This is a genomic window from Muricoprocola aceti (assembly GCF_025567005.1).
Lineage (GTDB): Bacteria > Bacillota > Clostridia > Lachnospirales > Lachnospiraceae > Marvinbryantia > Marvinbryantia aceti.
On record NZ_JAOQKE010000034.1, the window covers coordinates 1 to 15,297 of the forward strand.

The 15,297-nt window shown below is 44.4% G+C and carries 15 protein-coding genes, 5 tRNA genes and 1 rRNA gene; 1 reads left to right on the top strand and 20 read right to left on the bottom strand.

Translation table 11 applies throughout. The features are described 5' to 3' along the window. Positions 1-450 precede the first annotated feature (450 nt). From OCV47_RS15280 to OCV47_RS15310, 7 genes are all read right to left on the bottom strand, one after another. A complete protein-coding gene (locus OCV47_RS15280; RefSeq protein WP_262655901.1) occupies positions 451-882 on the bottom strand; it encodes a threonine/serine exporter family protein in 432 nt (143 codons plus the stop codon). Beyond that, positions 883-1,650 (bottom strand): threonine/serine exporter family protein, encoded by a 768-nt coding sequence (locus OCV47_RS15285; RefSeq protein WP_262655902.1) that lies wholly within the window; start codon positions 1,648-1,650, stop codon positions 883-885. It abuts the gene before it with no gap. A gap of 132 nt (positions 1,651-1,782) precedes the next feature. Continuing rightward, the gene (locus tag OCV47_RS15290; RefSeq protein WP_262655903.1) at positions 1,783-2,742 is read right to left on the bottom strand and encodes an ABC transporter ATP-binding protein; all 960 of its coding nucleotides are present in this window, start codon (positions 2,740-2,742) and stop codon (positions 1,783-1,785) included. Then, positions 2,743-3,738 carry an ABC transporter ATP-binding protein gene (locus tag OCV47_RS15295; RefSeq protein WP_117449837.1) on the bottom strand — a complete coding sequence of 332 codons (996 nt, stop codon included), beginning with the start codon at positions 3,736-3,738 and terminating at the stop codon, positions 2,743-2,745. It lies immediately after the preceding gene. A 12-nt stretch (positions 3,739-3,750) separates the two neighbouring features. Beyond that, complete coding sequence (locus tag OCV47_RS15300; protein WP_249310123.1) at positions 3,751-4,608, bottom strand: ABC transporter permease; 858 nt, start codon at positions 4,606-4,608, stop codon at positions 3,751-3,753. A gap of 13 nt (positions 4,609-4,621) precedes the next feature. Beyond that, positions 4,622-5,551 carry a nickel ABC transporter permease gene (nikB, locus tag OCV47_RS15305; RefSeq protein WP_262655904.1) on the bottom strand — a complete coding sequence of 310 codons (930 nt, stop codon included), beginning with the start codon at positions 5,549-5,551 and terminating at the stop codon, positions 4,622-4,624. 83 nt (positions 5,552-5,634) lie between these two features. Further along, positions 5,635-7,170 carry an ABC transporter substrate-binding protein gene (locus OCV47_RS15310; RefSeq protein ID WP_262655905.1) on the bottom strand — a complete coding sequence of 512 codons (1,536 nt, stop codon included), beginning with the start codon at positions 7,168-7,170 and terminating at the stop codon, positions 5,635-5,637. Between the two features lie 267 nt (positions 7,171-7,437). On the opposite strand from OCV47_RS15310, the gene pepT reads away from it, so the two are divergent. Further along, complete coding sequence (gene pepT / locus OCV47_RS15315; protein ID WP_249310128.1) at positions 7,438-8,691, top strand: peptidase T; 1,254 nt, start codon at positions 7,438-7,440, stop codon at positions 8,689-8,691. 91 nt (positions 8,692-8,782) lie between these two features. Here pepT and sdaAA read toward each other — a convergent pair whose 3' ends face one another. The 13 genes from sdaAA to OCV47_RS15380 all read right to left on the bottom strand — a co-directional run. After that, entirely contained in the window at positions 8,783-9,664 is an 882-nt protein-coding gene (sdaAA, locus tag OCV47_RS15320) for an L-serine ammonia-lyase, iron-sulfur-dependent, subunit alpha (protein ID WP_249310130.1), read from the bottom strand. A gap of 8 nt (positions 9,665-9,672) precedes the next feature. Continuing rightward, positions 9,673-10,332 carry an L-serine ammonia-lyase, iron-sulfur-dependent subunit beta gene (gene sdaAB / locus OCV47_RS15325; RefSeq protein WP_117449831.1) on the bottom strand — a complete coding sequence of 220 codons (660 nt, stop codon included), beginning with the start codon at positions 10,330-10,332 and terminating at the stop codon, positions 9,673-9,675. 111 nt (positions 10,333-10,443) lie between these two features. Then, positions 10,444-11,220 carry a sulfite exporter TauE/SafE family protein gene (locus OCV47_RS15330; RefSeq protein WP_262655906.1) on the bottom strand — a complete coding sequence of 259 codons (777 nt, stop codon included), beginning with the start codon at positions 11,218-11,220 and terminating at the stop codon, positions 10,444-10,446. Continuing rightward, positions 11,217-11,687: a MarR family winged helix-turn-helix transcriptional regulator gene (locus OCV47_RS15335; RefSeq protein ID WP_262655907.1), complete on the bottom strand. Its 471-nt coding sequence runs from the start codon at positions 11,685-11,687 to the stop codon at positions 11,217-11,219. The genes OCV47_RS15330 and OCV47_RS15335 overlap by 4 nt, the downstream gene beginning before the upstream one ends. A gap of 162 nt (positions 11,688-11,849) precedes the next feature. Then, the gene (locus tag OCV47_RS15340) at positions 11,850-12,617 is read right to left on the bottom strand and encodes a type III pantothenate kinase (protein ID WP_256301613.1); all 768 of its coding nucleotides are present in this window, start codon (positions 12,615-12,617) and stop codon (positions 11,850-11,852) included. Positions 12,618-12,630: 13 nt separating this feature from the next. Next, on the bottom strand, positions 12,631-13,230 hold the full coding sequence (locus OCV47_RS15345) for an ECF transporter S component (protein ID WP_262655908.1): 600 nt from the start codon (positions 13,228-13,230) through the stop codon (positions 12,631-12,633). A gap of 75 nt (positions 13,231-13,305) precedes the next feature. Beyond that, the gene (coaBC, locus tag OCV47_RS15350) at positions 13,306-14,493 is read right to left on the bottom strand and encodes a bifunctional phosphopantothenoylcysteine decarboxylase/phosphopantothenate--cysteine ligase CoaBC (RefSeq protein ID WP_262655909.1); all 1,188 of its coding nucleotides are present in this window, start codon (positions 14,491-14,493) and stop codon (positions 13,306-13,308) included. 126 nt (positions 14,494-14,619) lie between these two features. After that, positions 14,620-14,691: transfer RNA gene (locus OCV47_RS15355), tRNA-Gln, on the bottom strand. 18 nt (positions 14,692-14,709) lie between these two features. Further along, a tRNA-Gly gene (locus tag OCV47_RS15360) sits at positions 14,710-14,780 on the bottom strand. Positions 14,781-14,792: 12 nt separating this feature from the next. Next, a tRNA-Pro gene (locus OCV47_RS15365) sits at positions 14,793-14,867 on the bottom strand. Between the two features lie 4 nt (positions 14,868-14,871). Continuing rightward, positions 14,872-14,943, bottom strand: a tRNA-Glu gene (locus OCV47_RS15370). A gap of 34 nt (positions 14,944-14,977) precedes the next feature. Further along, positions 14,978-15,049, bottom strand: a tRNA-Asn gene (locus OCV47_RS15375). A 152-nt stretch (positions 15,050-15,201) separates the two neighbouring features. Then, positions 15,202-15,297: ribosomal RNA gene (locus tag OCV47_RS15380) — 23S ribosomal RNA — on the bottom strand; the annotation flags it as partial.

A 15,297-nucleotide genomic window follows, 5' to 3' on the forward strand; every position in this document is an offset into this window, starting at 1 on the left:
TGTTTTCGCGGTATTCGTCGAATGCACATGCAAGCATGCTCGCTCTCCTCATTACTCGCGAAAATTAATTTTAATCCAGTTCAAAATCAACATACTAGCTAATCTATCCCTTTTACTGTTTATAAGGTCAGTTCCTTGAATGCATGCTTCCGGAAAACAAAGTTTTCTGGAAGATACTCGTCTTTTTTAGAATCTTTCAAGGTTGTTTCACTGTTCAATTATCAAGGTTCTTTGCTGTTGTTCTCATCAGCAGCAACTTTTATATCATATCACTGCTTTCTAAGTTTGTCAACAACTTTTTTATTTATTTTTCAATCTTTCGATTGAAGCTTTGTGTTTCTTGCTGTCTCTCTCAGACAGCTTCATTATATTATCATCCGTCCCAGCATTTGTCAACAGTTTTTTTCATTTTTTTACAAAATTCTTTTATGTTGCTTTTATCGCAATAGCCTAACGTTTCATTTTCCTGGTCAGGTCGCAGATGCACCAGGCGATGGCCATTCCCCCGGCGATCCCCAGTGCGCACAGGAAGGTCTGGCTTCCGTATTTTTCTGCCAGTTCGGTATTACCCTCTGCCAGTGCACTCATACAGTAATACAGAGTGCTTCCCGGTATCAGCGGAATGGCGGAGGTCACAAAAAACGGTGTGGATGGTGCTCCGTATAGCCGGGCCAGGATCTCTGCATAGATGGCCACGCAGAAGCTGGCCACCAGCATAGATACAAAGATATGGTGCCCATGATGGGACAATAACAAGTAAGCCAGCCAGCCAAGTGCGCCTCCTACTGCTGCCGCTGGAAGATATCTTTTATTAATATGAAAGATGAGTCCAAATCCCACAGAGCCTGCCGCACCTGTGAGCAGTTGTATAATTACATTCATTTACCAGAGCCCCCTTACCAGCCAGATAGCCGCAAAAAATCCCAGTGCCAGCGCCGCTGCCAGCAATAACGCCTCGATCAGCCTCATACTGGCTGATATGGTATCCCCCAGCAGAACATCCCGTATGGCATTGGTGAACATCAGTCCTGGTATCAGCAACATGATATCACCAATCATGATCTTGTCCATATGCAATATCGGAAAGATTCTGCTGACCACACAGATCCCCACACCGCTTAAGAACGATGCGGCTATCTGATAAGCCACAGAATTCAGACAGATTGGTTCCATATATGTTTCCAGCAGCCAGATCACCGCTCCCATCAATCCGGCAAACAAAAAGTCCCAGATACTGCCACCATAGAATACAGCAAAGTTGGCCGCTGCCAGCACATTTCCCAGCAACAGCATTTTCTCACTGGAGCCAGTGGATAATATCTGATCCAGCTGCTGTTCAAACTCATCCACCGCTATCCGGCCACTACAGATCTGTCTGCTCAGTTCGTTCAATTCCTCCAGTTTCACAAAATCATTACCCCCTGACTTCTTCAGCCGTCTGGTCTGGGTCAATGGATCTTTTCCAGGCATCTTCATGGTAATGATAATGCTGGAGGTAATCACGAACACATTCATCTCTTCTGCACCATAGGCATAACCGATACGGTTCAGGGTATCCTCCACCCGGTAAATCTCCGCCCCGCTGTTCTGCAGCGCTTCTCCCATCTGAATCAGTACATTCAGAAATCCACTATCTGATCTGCTGTCCATTTTTATTGTCCTTCCATATCATCATATTCTGTTTCCATACTATAACATTCTACCTGCATTTGTAAACAAGATAAAAAGCCGGAATACCTCTGCATCTTACAAAAGTATTCCGGCTTTGGATTTCACGATATTTTATTTGCCTGCTACCAGATGACACGCTACCATGTGTCCATTCCCCACATCTACCAGTTTCGGTTCATTCTTATTGCATCCTTCTTTTCGGAAACGGCAGCGTCCGCAGAAACGGCAGCCTTCCGGTGGATTCACCGGACTCGGTACGTCTCCTTCCAGAATGATACGCTGGCGTTTTTCCACATCCAGTCTTGGAATCGGAATCGCAGACAGCAGCGCCTGAGTATATGGATGCAGCGGATTTTCAAAGATATCTTTGTAATCAGCCATTTCCACGATCTTACCAAGGTACATAACTGCAATACGGTCACTGACATGCTTTACTACGCTCAGGTTATGAGAAATAAACAGATAGGTCAGTCCCAGATCCTTCTTCAACTGATTCATCAGGTTCAGTATCTGTGCCTGTACACTCACATCCAGTGCGGATACCGGCTCATCCATAACGATGAATTCCGGATTGATAGACAGAGCACGGGCAATACCGATACGCTGTCTTCTTCCACCGTCCAGCTCATGTGGATAAGAAGTAGAAAGTCTGCGTTCCAGACCTACAATATCCATAACCTCATGCACACGGTTATACAAATCTTTCTTATTATCATATACCTTATTTACCAATAATGGCTCTGAAATTAATTCTTCTATATTCAGACGCGGATTCAGAGAAGAATACGGATCCTGAAATACGATCTGCATCTTCTTTCTCATTTCCTTCATCTGTGCTGCATTCAGTTTTACCACATCCGTCCCACGAAATAATACTTCACCGCTGGTGGGTTCATGAAGTCTCAAAATGGCACGACCGGTGGTAGATTTACCACAGCCTGATTCTCCTACAAGACCAAGGGTTTCTCCCTGATTGATAGAAAAACTGACATCATCTAATGCATGCAGCATTCCTTTTTTGGTTTTGAAATATTTTTTCAGATTCTTTACTTCAAGAATCGTCTCTGCCATTTACTTCACCTCCTTAGTATCATCAAATCTGTGACAACTGATGGTATGTCCAGGTTCTACTTCCAGATGCTTTGGCATCTGCTTGCTGCATTTCTCACAGGCATATGGACATCTTGGATGGAAAGTACATCCAGACGGCAGATCTGTTGGATCCGGTGTGAGGCCTTTTATGATCTTCAGTTCTTCCTGTTCATGATAGATATCTGGAATGGAATCAAACAATCCAACAGTATATGGGTGGTGTGGCTTCTCTGGTGTGAAAATATCCACTTTATCGCCATATTCTACCACATTTCCTGCATACATAATTGCTACTTTATCACAGATCTCAGCCACGATACCCAGGTCATGAGTAATCATAATCATAGAAGTATCATACTGATCCTTCAGTCCTTTCATCAGTTCCAGCATCTGTGCCTGAATCGTTACATCCAGTGCAGTGGTCGGTTCATCGGCAATCAGCAGTTCCGGATTACAGGCAAGCGCAATTGCAATAACCACACGCTGCTTCATACCACCAGAGAACTGATGTGGATAATCTGAAGCTCGTTCCGGACGGATGCCAACGGTCTTCAGCATCTCCAGGGCTTTTTTATGAGCATCTGCTTTACTCAGGTGATCATGCAGACGGATTCCTTCTGCAATCTGATCACCAACGGTCATAACCGGATTCAATGATGTCATAGGATCCTGGAAGATCATAGAGATCTTTTCTCCACGAATACGAGTCATGTCTTTATTGGATTTGTTTAAAATTTCTTCGCCATTATATTTGATGGATCCGCTGATTACCTTTCCCTGTGGATGTGGCAGCAGATTCAAAATACTCAGAGCGGTTGTTGTCTTTCCTGCACCAGTTTCTCCTACAAATCCAAGGGTCTCCTTAGGTGCAACTTCCAGATTTAATCCGTTAACTGCATGTACCACACCGCCATTTGTATGATATTCTACAGTCAGATCACGGATCTCAAGTAAATTCTTTTTCTCGTTATCCATATTCCTCTCCTCCTATTTCTTCTGCTTTGGATCCAGTGCGTCACGAAGTCCGTCACCCAGTACATTCAGAGCAAAGATGGTGATCATAATCGCAAGACCTGGGAACATGGTCATATAAGCATAGTCTCTAATATAACTTCTTGCAGAAGAAAGCATAGAACCCCATTCCGGAGTTGGCGGGGAAATACCCAGTCCAACAAAACTAAGTCCGGCCGCTGTCAGGATCGCCATAGCTACACCCAATGTGGCCTGTACGATAATCGGAGCCAGACAGTTCGGAATAATGTGTTTGAAAATAATACGCAGATCCGATGATCCTGCTGCCTTAGCTGCCTCGATAAATTCCTGATCTTTTACAGAAAGCACTGATGCACGCACGATTCTGGCATAATGCGGAATCGAAGAAATACCGACTGCGAGCATCAGGTTAAACAGACCATTTCCAAGTACTGCCACAATGGCAATCGCTAAAATGATCTGTGGAATAGATAACAGAATATCCATTAGTCGCATAATAATGTTGTCAACGGTTGCTCCATAGTAACCGGAAAATGCTCCAAGAAGTACACCAATCACCATGGCAATTGCTACAGCTACGAAACCAATCAACAGAGATATTCTCGTTCCATATACTACACGACTGAAAATATCACGCCCAAACTCATCTGTTCCAAACCAGTGCTGTGCACTTGGTCCCTGGAAGCAGCTCAACAGATCCTGTTGGTCAAAACTATAAGGTGCAATAAAGTTTGCAAAAATCGCTACTAAGAAAATAATAACGATAATAATCAGTCCCAGTACCGCCAGTTTGTTTTTTCGAAGGCGTTTCCATATATCGCCCAGCTGGGCAAATTTCTTTTTCTTTTCCATATGTACTCTCCTCCTACTTATACTGCGCTTTGATACGCGGATCTACAAATGCATATAACAGGTCAACCAGGAGGTTTACAATACTGAACGCCAGTGCAATGATCAGCACACCGCCCTGTACCGTAGGGAAGTCACGCATCTTGATGGAGTCTACCATCAGTCGTCCAATTCCAGGAATAGAAAAAATAGACTCTGTCAGAACTGCTCCACCCAGCAGAGTACCAAACTGCAGACCTGCAGATGTAATAATCGGAATCAGAGCATTTCCCAGTGCGTGTCTGATGATAACAGTTTTCTCATGGAGACCTTTTGCTCTTGCTGTCTTGATATAATCCATATTGATAACTTCCAGCATACTGGATCTGGTCATACGGGTAATAACTGCTACAGACTGAGCCCCCAGTGATACTGCTGGCAGAATCAGATGTAATGGAGTGTTAAATCCAGAAGACGGAAGCCAGCCCAATTTTACAGAAAACAACAGTGTCAGCAGCAGTCCCAGCCAGAACACCGGCATGGAAATCCCCAACAATGCAAACGCCATAGAACACATATCAAAAATCGAATACTGCTTGATCGCAGAAATAATTCCAATTGGAATACCCAGAACCAATGCAAATAACATAGAACAAAATGCCAGTTTTACCGTAGCCGGGAAACAGTCTTTGATCAGATCAATTACCGGCTTCTTTGTGGCATAAGAAGTTCCCAGATCTCCATGGAGAATCAGGTTCTTCATATATCTTCCATACTGTACCAGGAATGGATCATTAAGTCCCTGTTCTTCCCGGTACTGCTCTACTGCTTCCGGAGAAGCCGAATCGCCCAGTACCAGTCTGGCCGGATCGCCAGGAGTGATATACAGCATAGAAAATATGATAAAGGTAACACCCAGTAATACCGGGATCATCATTAATAAACGCTTACCTACATATTTTAGCATAGACGTCTTTCCTTTCTGTTTTTCTCATTGGAAAAGGGGAAGCGGCAGCTTCCCCCGTTGTAAATCTGCTTTTCCTGCAACATTTACTCAAAGTAAATGTTGTATAATGGATGATAACCATATGCTGTAGGTTCAAATCCCTTCATGTTGGCCTTTGCACCAACAACTACTTCTCCATTGTTCAGGAATACCCATGGTGCTTCTGCTGCAATCTCTTCCTGCAGTTCTTTGTAAACTGCTTCTCTGTCCTCAGAGTCTGGCATGGATCTTCCTTTTTCCAGCAGTTCATCTACTTTTTCACTGCTGAAGTTTGCGTAGTTATTACCAACCTGTCCGTTTGTCTGAGAATGGAATACAGCGTAAACTGCCATATCCGGATCAGCAGTCTGGCAGGTCCATCCTACCATAATCGCATCCTGTTCACGTCTGTCTGCCTTGTCCAGAAGTGCGCCCCATTCCAGAACTTCAATTTCTACATCAATTCCAACTTCTTTTAACTGGCTCTGAATGATCGTAGCCATATCAATTCTTTCCTGACGTTCGTTTGTGGAGATCACCAGCTTCTGACCTTCCTGAATGCCTGCTGCTGCCAGCAGTTCTTTTGCTTTTTCTACATTGTATTCATGTGGTGTCAGATCGTTATCGTGATATTTTACGTTCGGTGCGATCGGACCTGCTGCTGGTGCGCCAACTCCACGCCATACTGCGTTGCAGATTGCTGTGGTATCCAGTGCATAAGAGATAGCCTGACGTACATCCGGGTTATTCCATGGTTCTTTCTCGCAGTTGAATGCAAGGAAAGTAGTCTGGTTATCTACCTTACGGATCAACTGAAGATTGCTGTTGTCTTCTACACGGCTGATATCGTTGGTAGAAATATCAAATGCCATATCTACACCGCCACTCTCCAGTTCGATAGCACGGTTGGTTGCTTCAGTGATGATACGGAATGTGATCTTAGACAATGCCGGTTTTTCTCCGAAATAATCATCATTACGTTCCAATTCGATAGTATCATTCTTTGTCCAGCTTACGAACTTGAATGGGCCGGTACCGATTGGGTTGCTTCCGAAGTTATCGCCTTCTGCTTCTACAACAGCTTCTGGAACAATGCTGGCACCTGTATTGGCAAGACCTGCGATGAAACCTGTATTCTGCTGCTGAAGTTTAAAAGATACTGTGTAATCATCTGGTACTTCAAAGCTGTCCGGATCGATGTCACCAAAGATGTGAGCTACTGCTGCACTGGCCTGTGCACGTTTCAGTGAGTATGCTACATCACTTGCCTTTAATTCATCTCCATTGTGGAACTTTACGCCCTGACGAATCTTAAAAGTATAGGTAAGTCCATCATCTGACACTTCATAGCTCTCTGCAAGTCTCGGTGTTACGGTACCATCTTCTGCCACATCAATCAGTGTGTCATAGATCTGCGCCATAATGTTGGATGAATATACATTACATACAGCTACCGGGTCGATACTGGTTGCATCGGATCCCATTGCTACAGTCAGCGTATCCTGGGTAGTCTCTGCTGCGGAAACACTCATACTTCCGAACAGCGCAGTTGCAGATACTGCTGCAGCGATTAAAAATCTCATAAGTCCTTTTCTGCTCATTTTTCTCCTCCTTTATAATGTTTGCTTGTATATGAAGCGGACTGTATAAATTTTAACACACTAAAGTGTCATCTGTCAATGTCATACATCTGTTTTTCTGTCAAATACAACGTTATTGTTCACTCCATGACCAGCAGCCCCATAACTTCTTCTTGCGCTTTTAGCACAGGGGTGTATAATTATATTATATGACACTTTTCTGTCAAACTGTTTGTCATAAAAAGTGGCATATCAATACTAATTATATTTACTAAAGGAGAGACAATCATGTCACAGTTTTACGATCAGGTAAAAGAACGTTTTATCCGTTACGCCAAAGTAGATACCCAGTCTCAGAATGGCGCAGCTACCGTTCCAAGTACAGAAAAACAGTGGGATCTGGCTCATATGCTGGAAGAAGAAATGAAGAACATCGGACTTCAAAATGTCACTCACGATGATTTCTGTAATGTATACGGCACTATTCCATCTACCCTGCCAAATGGCGGTGGCATTTCTATCGGATTCCTTGGTCATATGGATACCGCTCCGGATGCCAGTGGTACCGATGTAAAGCCATGGGTTCTGGAAAACTATCCAGGCGGAGACATCGTATTAAATAAAGAACAGAATATTGTTATGGAAGCAGCAAAATATCCTCGTCTGGCCATGTATGTTGGACAGGATCTGATCCTGACAGACGGTACAACTCTGCTGGGTGGCGATGACAAGGCCGCTATTACTTCTATTATGACCATGGCTGAATATTTCTGCCGGCATCCGGAGCTTCCTCACGGCCCAATCCAGATTGGATTCACCTGCGATGAAGAGGTCGGTCTTCTGGGTGCTCACAAGTTCGACATTGAACGCTTCGGTGCAGACATTGCCTATACTCTGGATGGTGATGGCCTCGGCGATTTTATTTATGAGAACTTCAACGGAGAAGAAGTGCATCTGAACATTCACGGCTTAAATGTACATCCTGGAACAGCGAAAAATATTATGAAAAATGCCATCGAAATCGGTGGTGAATTCATGAATATGCTTCCTGCACTGGAACGTCCTCAGCATACAGAAAATCGGGAGGGTTATTTCCATCCGATTAAGTTCGAAGGAACTGTGGAAAAAGCATTTCTTCGCTGCCTGATTCGTGATCATGACAAGAAGCGTTTCCAGGAAAGACATGAATATGTGGAAAAATGTGTGGCTGCTTTAAATGAAAAATATGGTGAAGGTACGGTAGAATCTTCTTATACAGGAAAATACTCCAGCATGTATGATGCCATCATGAAAGTTCCTTACATGATCGACTATGCAAAACAGGCTATGGCCGACTGTGGTGTAGAAATGCATGCAATCCCGATGCGTGGCGGTACAGATGGTGCATGCCTGTCCCAGAAAGGACTTCCTTGTCCGAACATCAGTGCCGGTTATGAAAATGCACATGGCCGTTTTGAACTGGTAGCTATTCAGGCTCTGGAAAAGAATGTGGACATTCTGCTCCGCCTGATTGATCTGTACAGCAAAAAAGAAAGTCTATAATAAAAAAGTGCTCTGTGAGATTGTTATTACACATACTCAGCAGAGCACTTTTTTATATATTGAATCTTGCGATTCTTTCTTACTATCATATTTATACTTCTTTTTTTCCGAAGACCTGCTCTTTCATCTGCTTTGCCGTCGGTGTATTCGCCAGTCCTCCCTGTGCCGTCTCCTTCATGGCACATGGCATACTGTCTCCCACTTCCTTCATGGCATCAATGACTTCATCCACAGGAATCTTGGATTCCATTCCGGCCAGTGCCATATCTGCTGCGGAAAATGCGATCATAATACCACCCACATTTCGTTTGATACACGGGATCTCCACCAGTCCGGCCACCGGATCACACACCAGCCCAAGCTGATTTTTGATTGCCATGGCACAGGCATCTGCTGCCTGCTTTGGCGTTCCACCCATGATTTCTGTCAATGCTGCTGCGGTCATCGCTGCTGCGGAACCACACTCTGCCTGACAGCCGCCCTGTGCTCCGGCAATGCTGGCTCTTTTGGCTATCACAATACCAAATCCTGCTGCCGTAAACATACCTTCTATGATTTTTTCTCTCGGGATCTGATGCTCTTCCATCATAGTCACCAGACACCCCGGCATGATACCGCAGGAGCCTGCAGTTGGCGCAGCCACGATCTTTCCCATGGCTGCATTATATTCAGATACTGCCAGTGCTCTGGCCATCGCTTTTGTCATAAAACTGCCTGTGATGCCGCCCATTTGGGCATACTGCATCATCTTCCAGGCATCACCCCCGGTCAGTCCGGAAGTAGACCGAAGTTCTGGATCCATTCCACTCTCCACTGCTTTTTCCATGACACGAAGATTCTCCTCCATCTGGGAGAGCAGTTTTTCTTTGCTCTGCTCCATCTGCACGGCCTGATCTTCCAGTACCACAGCACCGATGCTCATTTTCTTCTTCTCTGCTGTCTCTACCAATTCCTGTATTGTCAAATATTCCATAACTGCTCCTATATCACTTTCAGAATAATCGCACTGATCACATGTGGCAGTACCTTTAGCTGTTCAGTCAGTCCTTCCGGTGCTGCTCCGTCAATCTCAATAGTCATAATGGCTTCTCCACCCTTTTTCTGTCTGGACAGACGGAAGTTCCCAATATTCACATCTGAATATGCCATAAAATTCGTTACCGCTGCGATCGCTCCCGGTCGGTCGTAATGGCGAACCAGAATGGTGGTACTCTGTCCTGTGTAGGCCACATCCATTCCATTGATCTTCTCCACCAGAATGTTGCCGCCTCCCACAGAAGCCCCCTGAATATCTGCCGTCTTGCCACTTTCTCCATAAAGAAAAATATGTGCGGTATTCGGGTGGGTATCCGGTATATTTACCTCATGAAACTCATACTCCAGTCCCTGTTCCCGGGCCAGTTCCAGTGAACAGCGAATCCGTTCATCATAAGAATCCATTCCCATGATGCCGGCAATCAGTGCCTTATCCGTTCCATGTCCTTTATATGTCTGGGCGAAAGATCCCGACAGCTCGATCACTGCCTTTACAGGACGATCCTCCAGAATCTGCCATGCCACACGGCCCAGACGCACTGCTCCTGCAGTATGGCTGGAAGACGGACCGATCATCACCGGGCCTATAATATCAAATACATTCATGTATGTTATTTCCTTTCAACAATGCAAAAAGTACGGTTCAGATCCATTTTCTGACATTTTGAATCTGAACCGTACTCATTTTATCACGATTCTAACGGCATGAAAAGTATTTTATGAAAGCCTGGAGAAAACGAAAATTATCGCACCAAGAATGACCAGTACCACACCAGTAGCACGATTCAACGTCTTCGGCTCTGCCTTATTGGCAAAGACTGCTGCAATCCGCGCCCAGATAAAGGTAAATACTACACACAATGTCCAGACCATCCAGTCTGGTGAACCACCAATGGCAAAATGAGATACTGCTCCGGTAAGGGCTGTGAATGTCATAATAAACACACTGGTTCCCACTGCAGTCTTCAGCTCATATCCCAATACACTGGTCAGTATCAGAAGCATCATCATTCCACCGCCTGCTCCAACAAATCCACAGATAAATCCGATCAGTATACCGCAAATGATGGACTGAATAGCCCTCTTTTTCGCTGATACCGCCTGCATACTTTCTTTCGTGGTCATGACTGGTTTTACAATAAACTTCACACCAAGAAAGAATGTCATGACCGTGGAAAATCCTCCCATGGTTCTGGATGGTACAAGACTGGCAATGAAGCTTCCTACTACGGTAAATGCCAGCACACTGCACATCATGATCACGCCATTTTTAATGTCCAGATTTTTATTTTTTCCATAGGTATAAGCGGAAACCGCGCTGGCCAGCACATCCGAGGACAGGGCAATTCCCACTGCCATATATGGATCCATATGCAGAAACGTAATCAGCATCGGACTGATCACCGCCGCCGCACTCATACCGGCAAATCCAGTTCCCAGACCTGCACCCATGCCTGCAAAAAATGTCACTAAGATAGTTATAAACAGATTCATCTTTTCTTATCCTCTTTTTCTGTCGATTTTGCTTTTGCACTAATCTTTTTCGCCCGCTCGATATTTTGCCGAATGGTATCCATACACCGCTGAAATGTCTCAAAATCAGACGGTGCAATATTAGAAACCAGAATCTCCCGATAACGCTGCTGCACCGATCTTCCCTGTTCGATGACTCTCTGACTTTTTCCAGTCAGTAGCAGTCTCACCTGCCTCCGGTCTCCCGGTATGGCCTCACGTTCCAGGTATCCCTCCTGCACCAGCTTCTCCACATGAAAAGAAACCAGATTTGCTTTGATTCCTCTGACACGGCAGATATCCCGTGCGGTATAATACTCCGGATTATTGGCCAGAAACATCAGAATATCCAATGCAGTCTGTGCTATTCCACATTCCCTGCACACTGGCTGGCAGAGATTCTCATATAATTCCAGAGAATTGTGGATCATAAAAAGTAATTGATTCATAGTCCCTCCTTTTATTTCAATATTGAACTATTCATTTTTGAAACAATAACACGTTATCAGAAAATTGTCAACTTTTCATTTTATAAACAACAAAAAAGACTGTATTTTTACATGATTTCATGTAAGAATGTACAGTCTTTTCTTCGTTTCTGTTGAATTTCTTTACTGTTTATTTTTCTCGTAGATGATATAGAGCCCTTTCAGCATCAGTTCTTCATCCAGAATCACTTCCCGTTTGCAATGTGGAATAATGCTCTTGGCCAGTCCACCAGTGGCTACTACCGTTGCCTTGCATCCTATCTCTTCTTCGATTCGCTCAATCATTCCGTCCATAGCTGCAGCATTGCTGTATACAATACCACTTTTCATACATTCGATGGTATTCTTTCCTACGATATGCTTTGGTGCCTCCAGACTGATGCCACTCAGCTGTGAAGCTCTGGCCGTCAGTGCATCCAGCGAAATTCGTGGTCCCGGGAGAATCATGCCCCCTATGTACTGTTTTTTCTCATCGACTACAGAAAGTGTAGTGGCTGTTCCCATATCAATGATAATCAATGGTACTGGATAATTGTGAATCCCTGCTACTGCATTGGCCACCAGATCTGCACCCAGCTGGGCTGGATTGTCGATCTTGATGTTCAGCCCAGTCTTTACTCCGGCAGCCAGTACCATGACTTCCGTTTTCAGAATCTTCTCTGCCGCGATCTTTACAATGTTCGTGATCTGTGGAACTACCGATGAGATAATTCCGCCTTCGATCTGATCTGCTTTAATCTTATAAATATCCAGAAGCAGCTTAATGTCTATGGCATATTCCAATTCTGTCTTGGTTCGCACCGTTGAAATACGCTCTATAAAATGTGTTTTATCTTTGTCGATACCACCAACCACGATGTTGGTATTTCCGATATCTATGGTCAGAATCATTGACGTTCTCCTTTTATCTGCTCAATACTTTGGCTCTAAATAATGCACTTCCCACAGCTCCCGTGATCAGTGTCGCTACAACCATTTCTACTACTGCATTTACGCCTACAAAGGCACAGATAAATACGATAATATTTCTTCCTGCAATCAGTCCCTGTACATATTCGGTATTACCAAATAACAGAACCAGTGCTGTCATGAAAAATACGGTATTTAAAAATGCAGAAAAAAATCCGGTAACTGCACATGCCAGATATACATTTTTCTTACTTACTGCACGGAAAATATAGCCCAACAGTAATCCATCCAGCAGTCTTGGTACAAATCTCTGAATAAATGCCAGAAATGGATTAATTCCCACTAAGATAATACCCATTCCACTTGGGATACCGATTCCAAAGCACTGCAGAAAACTTAAAAGTCCAAAGATTGCTCCGGCTACTGCTCCTCCGGCCGGTCCCATTGCAACAGCGCAGATCGCAACCGGTATCATATTCATTGATATGGATAATGGTCCAATTGGGATGGTACCAATCGGTGTGCAGGCAAAGATCAGTAATACCGCTGTCATCAGTGCCATAATGGTCAAGTTACTTGTTTTGGTGTTTCTCATAATTTCCTCCTTGTTACTGTTCCCTTCAGGGATACAATACGGTGATGGACGGACAGGTTTTTGTCCAAAATCCGGTTAACGGGTTGCTATTATATCCAGGATCTTATTCGCTGCCTCCTCCTTACTCATTAATGGAAGGGCAATTTCCTGATCCTGTGTAATCAGAGTCATTACATTCGTATCTCCCTGGAATCCGGCGCCTTCTACTTTTACATTGTTGGCTGCCACCATATCCAGATTCTTCTTCTGTAATTTGGCTCTGGAATTACCTATCATGTTCTCCGTTTCCATAGAAAATCCACACAAAAACTGATTTTCTTTTTTATGTTCACCCAGGTAAGCCAGTATGTCTCTGGTCCGTTCCAACTCGATTGCCATCTGGCCTTCCTTTTTTTTCACTTTATTCTCATAGACCGTCTTCGGACGATAATCTGCCACCGCAGCTGCCTTGATAATAATGTCCTGCTCATCACTTCTGCTGGTGACTTCCTGGTACATTTCCTCAGCTGTGGTAATCTGTACATACTTTACAAACATCGGTGGAGTCAGTGCGGTCTGGCCACTGACTAACGTCACATCAGCGCCTCTGAGCATAGCGGCTTTGGCTACCGCATATCCCATCTTGCCAGATGAATGATTCGTGATATAACGAACCGGATCAATGTTCTCCTGGGTAGGTCCCGCAGTAACCAATACTTTTTTTCCAATCAGATCCTTCGGATCTGCCAGTGTTCTCTCTATATATTGATACAATGTCTCTGCTTCTGGCATCTTTCCTGCTCCCGTGTCCCCACAGGCAAGATAGCCGCTGGCAGGCTGTATGACTTCATATCCATATTTTTCCAGTATTTTCAGATTGTCCTGCACGATTGGATTCTCAAACATCGCTGTATTCATGGCTGGAGAAACTATCTTTGGACATTTACATGCCAAAAGTGTCGTCGTCAGCATATCATCTGCAAGGCCATGTGCCAGTTTTCCAATGACATTGGCACTGGCTGGTGCAATCATCACGACATCCGCCTGCTTTGCCATAGATACATGCTCTACCTGAAACTCAAAATTACGATCAAAAGTATCTACCAGGCATTTATGTCCAGTCAGGGTCTCAAAGGTAATAGGATTGATAAAATTCGTTGCATTCTTTGTCATAATTACATGCACACTGGCTTGCTTCTTTACTAACATACTTGCCAGTGTTGCGATTTTATAAGCTGCAATACTGCCTGTTACGCCTAAAATAACTGTTTTTCCTCTGAGCATTTTCCTTCTCCTTTTGTTTCCAATCGAGGTACCTTGCCAATTATAGAACATTGTAGCTTTAGATTCAACTTATTTCTAAAATAAAAACATAAAAATAAAAGCAGCGGATTTTCCACTGCTTTCAAGCTGGGCTACAAGGATTCGAACCTTGAAATGACGGAGTCAGAGTCCGTTGCCTTACCATTTGGCGATAGCCCATTATATTATTTGTAGCAAAGCGGGTGATGGGAATCGAACCCACGTATCCAGCTTGGAAGGCTGGTGTTCTACCATTGAACTACACCCGCATATTTATTGGATCGGGGTGACAGGATTCGAACCTGCGACCTCCTGGTCCCAAACCAGGCGCTCTAGCCAAGCTGAGCCACACCCCGATAATGACTCCAAGGGGATTTGAACCCCTGTTACCGCCGTGAAAGGGCGATGTCTTAACCGCTTGACCATGGAGCCGTATTTTAAATAAATCATATTCCTCTTAGCAAAACTCCCCGAGTTGGGCTCGAACCAACAACCCCTCGGTTAACAGCCGAGTGCTCTACCATTGAGCTATCGAGGAATATGAAGGTTGTACCTTCAAAACCGCATACGGTAAATACTTTTTCATCCGTGTTTCCCAGACTATTTAGGAAGTTCTGTTCGCTTCGCTCCCAGAACGACCTTCCTGCTAAGTTCTGGCTCCGTCTTACGACTCGCCAATCACTAAGCACTCAGGTCAAGCCTTCGACCTATTAGTGACAGTCAGCTCCATACATTACTGCACTTCCACCTCTGCCCTATCTACCTCGTCGTCTTCAAGGGGTCTTA

Coding starts and splice junctions, on each gene's coding strand:
- OCV47_RS15290 (WP_262655903.1), bottom strand. CDS start 2,742: ATGGCAGAGACGATTCTTGAAGTAAAGAATCTGAAAAAATATTTCAAA.
- OCV47_RS15345 (WP_262655908.1), bottom strand. CDS start 13,230: ATGAGAAACACCAAAACAAGTAACTTGACCATTATGGCACTGATGACA.
- nikB (WP_262655904.1), bottom strand. CDS start 5,551: ATGCTAAAATATGTAGGTAAGCGTTTATTAATGATGATCCCGGTATTA.
- OCV47_RS15310 (WP_262655905.1), bottom strand. CDS start 7,170: ATGAGCAGAAAAGGACTTATGAGATTTTTAATCGCTGCAGCAGTATCT.
- OCV47_RS15280 (WP_262655901.1), bottom strand. CDS start 882: ATGAATGTAATTATACAACTGCTCACAGGTGCGGCAGGCTCTGTGGGA.
- sdaAA (WP_249310130.1), bottom strand. CDS start 9,664: ATGGAATATTTGACAATACAGGAATTGGTAGAGACAGCAGAGAAGAAG.
- OCV47_RS15340 (WP_256301613.1), bottom strand. CDS start 12,617: ATGATTCTGACCATAGATATCGGAAATACCAACATCGTGGTTGGTGGT.
- pepT (WP_249310128.1), top strand. CDS start 7,438: ATGTCACAGTTTTACGATCAGGTAAAAGAACGTTTTATCCGTTACGCC.
- OCV47_RS15330 (WP_262655906.1), bottom strand. CDS start 11,220: ATGAATCTGTTTATAACTATCTTAGTGACATTTTTTGCAGGCATGGGT.
- OCV47_RS15285 (WP_262655902.1), bottom strand. CDS start 1,650: ATGGACAGCAGATCAGATAGTGGATTTCTGAATGTACTGATTCAGATG.
- OCV47_RS15295 (WP_117449837.1), bottom strand. CDS start 3,738: ATGGATAACGAGAAAAAGAATTTACTTGAGATCCGTGATCTGACTGTA.
- coaBC (WP_262655909.1), bottom strand. CDS start 14,493: ATGCTCAGAGGAAAAACAGTTATTTTAGGCGTAACAGGCAGTATTGCA.
- OCV47_RS15335 (WP_262655907.1), bottom strand. CDS start 11,687: ATGAATCAATTACTTTTTATGATCCACAATTCTCTGGAATTATATGAG.
- sdaAB (WP_117449831.1), bottom strand. CDS start 10,332: ATGAATGTATTTGATATTATAGGCCCGGTGATGATCGGTCCGTCTTCC.
- OCV47_RS15300 (WP_249310123.1), bottom strand. CDS start 4,608: ATGGAAAAGAAAAAGAAATTTGCCCAGCTGGGCGATATATGGAAACGC.